Here is a 2,703-nt window from a genome sequence, read left to right as displayed (position 1 = left end):
GACGTCGGTTTCGAGCCCTTCGCGCTGTCCTGGGACTACTTCGGCTGCGGCTTGCGGATCGACAGGTGCAGCTCGCGCAGGCGCGTCTCCTCCAGCTCGGTCGGCGCACCCATCATCAGGTCCTGGGCGTTGCCGTTCAGCGGGAAGGCGATGGTCTCGCGGATGTTGGGCTCGTCGGCGAGGAGCATCACGATGCGGTCCACGCCCGGGGCGATGCCACCGTGCGGCGGAGCGCCGAAGCGCAGCGCGCGCAGCATGCCGGCGAACTCGCGCTCGACGGTCTCCGCCTCGTAACCCGCGATGCCGAAGGCCTTGAGCATGATGTCCGGCTCGTGGTTCCGGATGGCGCCGGAGGACAGCTCCACACCGTTGCAGACGATGTCGTACTGCCAGGCCAGGACGTCCAGCGGGTCCTGGGTCTCCAGGGCCTCCATGCCGCCCTGGGGCATCGAGAACGGGTTGTGCGAGAAGTCGATCTTCCCGGTGTCCTCGTCCTTCTCGAACATCGGGAAGTCGACGATCCAGCAGAACCGGAAGACGTTCTCCTCGAAGTGCCCGGCACGCTGCGCGGCCTCGACACGCACCGCGCCCATGATCTTGGAGACCTCGTCGAACTCGCCCGCGCCGAAGAACACGGCGTGACCGGCGGCCAGCTGGAGCCGCTTGGTCAGCTCGGCCACGTTCTCCTCGGTGAGGAACTTGGCGATCGGACCGGACAGCGAACCGTCCTCCGCGACCCGCACCCAGGCCAGGCCCTTGGCGCCCTGCGAGACGGCGAAGTCACCGAGCTGGTCGAAGAACTTGCGGGGCTGCGCGGAGACGTCCGGCACCGGAAGGGCACGCACGTGCTTGCCGGCGAAGGCCTTGAACTCGGAGCCCTCGAAGATGTCGGTGATGTCGACCAGCTCAAGCCGGGCGCGCAGGTCCGGCTTGTCGGAGCCGTACTTGAGCATCGACTCGCGGAACGGGATCCGCGGGAACGGCGAGGTGACCTCCCGGCCGCCGCCGAACTCCGTGAACAGCTCGGTCATCAGCCGCTCGATGGGCTGGAAGACGTCCTCCTGCTCGACGAAGCTCATCTCGACGTCGAGCTGGTAGAACTCGCCCGGCGAGCGGTCGGCGCGGGCGTCCTCGTCGCGGAAGCAGGGCGCGATCTGGAAGTAGCGGTCGAAGCCGGAGATCATCAGCAGCTGCTTGAACTGCTGCGGGGCCTGCGGCAGCGCGTAGAACTTGCCCGGGTTCAGACGGGAGGGCACCACGAAGTCACGGGCGCCCTCGGGGGAGGTCGCGGTGAGGATGGGGGTGGCCATCTCGTTGAAGCCGAGGGCGACCATCTTGTGGCGGATGGCCGAGATCACAGCCGTGCGCAGCATGATGTTGCGGTGCATGCGCTCGCGGCGCAGGTCCAGGAAGCGGTACTCCAGGCGCCGCTCCTCGTTGACCCCGTCCTCGGCGTTGATCGTGAACGGCAGCGGCGCGGCCGCGCCGAGCAGCTCGACCTCGCCGACCTCGACCTCGACCTCGCCGGTGGGCAGGTCGGCGTTGATGTTCTCGGCGCCGCGGGAGACGACCTTGCCGTCGACCCGTACGGTCGACTCCTTGCTGAGCTTGTCCAGGGCCTCGTAGGCCGGCGTACCCGGACGGGCGACGAGCTGGGTGATGCCGTAGTGATCGCGCAGATCGATGAAGAGGATGCCGCCCAGGTCGCGCCGATTGTGCAGCCAGCCACTCAGCCGGACGTCGGTGCCGACGTCAGAGGAGCGGAGCTCGCCGCAGGTGTGGGACCTGTACCGATGCATCGTGGTTCATCCAGCCTTCGCGGATCGGGGGGTGTTGCCAGCCTGACGTTTCACGTGAAACACCACCCAGCGTACCGGGCGCCCCAAGGCCCACTCCCCCCAATAAGGAGTCGGTGATCGGTAGCGTTTTCCGATCGGCTCTTCTTAAAGTGGGGCAATGCGAACTGGCGAGCCCCTGCCCGCCGTGGAGGACGTCCTCGCCGCCCTCGCGACCGGGCTGTGGCACTGGGACACCGCCACCGGACTGGTCACCACGGATGCGGAGACAGCACGGCTGATCGGGCTGCCCGCGGAGACCTCCGTGCTGTCCGAGGCTCTGGTCCGGTCCCGTTTCCACCCCGTCGACTGGAACGAGAACACCAGCATCACCCGGCTGGCGGCCCTGGAGGGCACCCTCGCGGAGGTCCGGCTGCGGGTCATGGACGAGCGGGGCCGGCTGATACGGACCGTACGCAGCCGTTTCCGACCGGAGTACGACTCCGACGAGCGCGTCTACCGTGTCACCGGCACCCTCCAGGAGGTCACGGAGCCGGCTCCCGGCACCGCCGCCCGGCATCCGGTCACGGGAGACTGGCGGCGCTCCCGGGAGGCCTTCCTGCTGGACGCGGGCCGCGCGCTGGCGGAGGCGCGGTCCACCGAGGAGGTACTGCGGGTCGCGGGCGGCCTGTCCATGCCCGGGTTCTCCCCGGACGGGCTGGCCGTCTTCGGTCTCAACGGCGACCGGCTCACCATGATCGGCCACCACGGCCAGCAGATCGGCGAGGACAGCCCCTTCAGCAGCATGCCGCTGGAGACCGACTACCCGGCGGCGGAGGTGGTGCGGACCGGCCGGGCCGTCTATCTCTCCTCCCCGGAGCAGTACAAGTCCCGCTACCCCGTGACCTGGCCGCTCGCCGAACGCTTC

1 protein-coding gene and 1 pseudogene are annotated in these 2,703 nt (G+C 68.8%); one reads left to right on the top strand and one right to left on the bottom strand.

Features of this window, described 5'->3' with window-relative positions; all coding sequences use genetic code 11:
* Nucleotides 1-35: 35 nt before the first annotated feature.
* On the bottom strand, nt 36-1,799 hold the full coding sequence (aspS, locus tag ABZ646_RS44475; RefSeq protein WP_360532883.1) for an aspartate--tRNA ligase: 1,764 nt from the start codon (nt 1,797-1,799) through the stop codon (nt 36-38).
* A 157-nt stretch (nt 1,800-1,956) separates the two neighbouring features.
* On the opposite strand from aspS, the pseudogene ABZ646_RS44470 reads away from it, so the two are divergent.
* Nucleotides 1,957-2,703: pseudogene (locus ABZ646_RS44470) on the top strand (phosphatase); the annotation flags it as partial.

Source organism: Streptomyces sp. NPDC007162, assembly GCF_040634175.1.
Taxonomy (GTDB): domain Bacteria; phylum Actinomycetota; class Actinomycetes; order Streptomycetales; family Streptomycetaceae; genus Streptomyces.
Note: the sequence above shows the minus strand (reverse complement) of the source record. Positions and strands in the feature narration are given on the sequence as shown.

Coding starts and splice junctions, on each gene's coding strand:
- aspS (WP_360532883.1), bottom strand. CDS start 1,799: ATGCATCGGTACAGGTCCCACACCTGCGGCGAGCTCCGCTCCTCTGAC.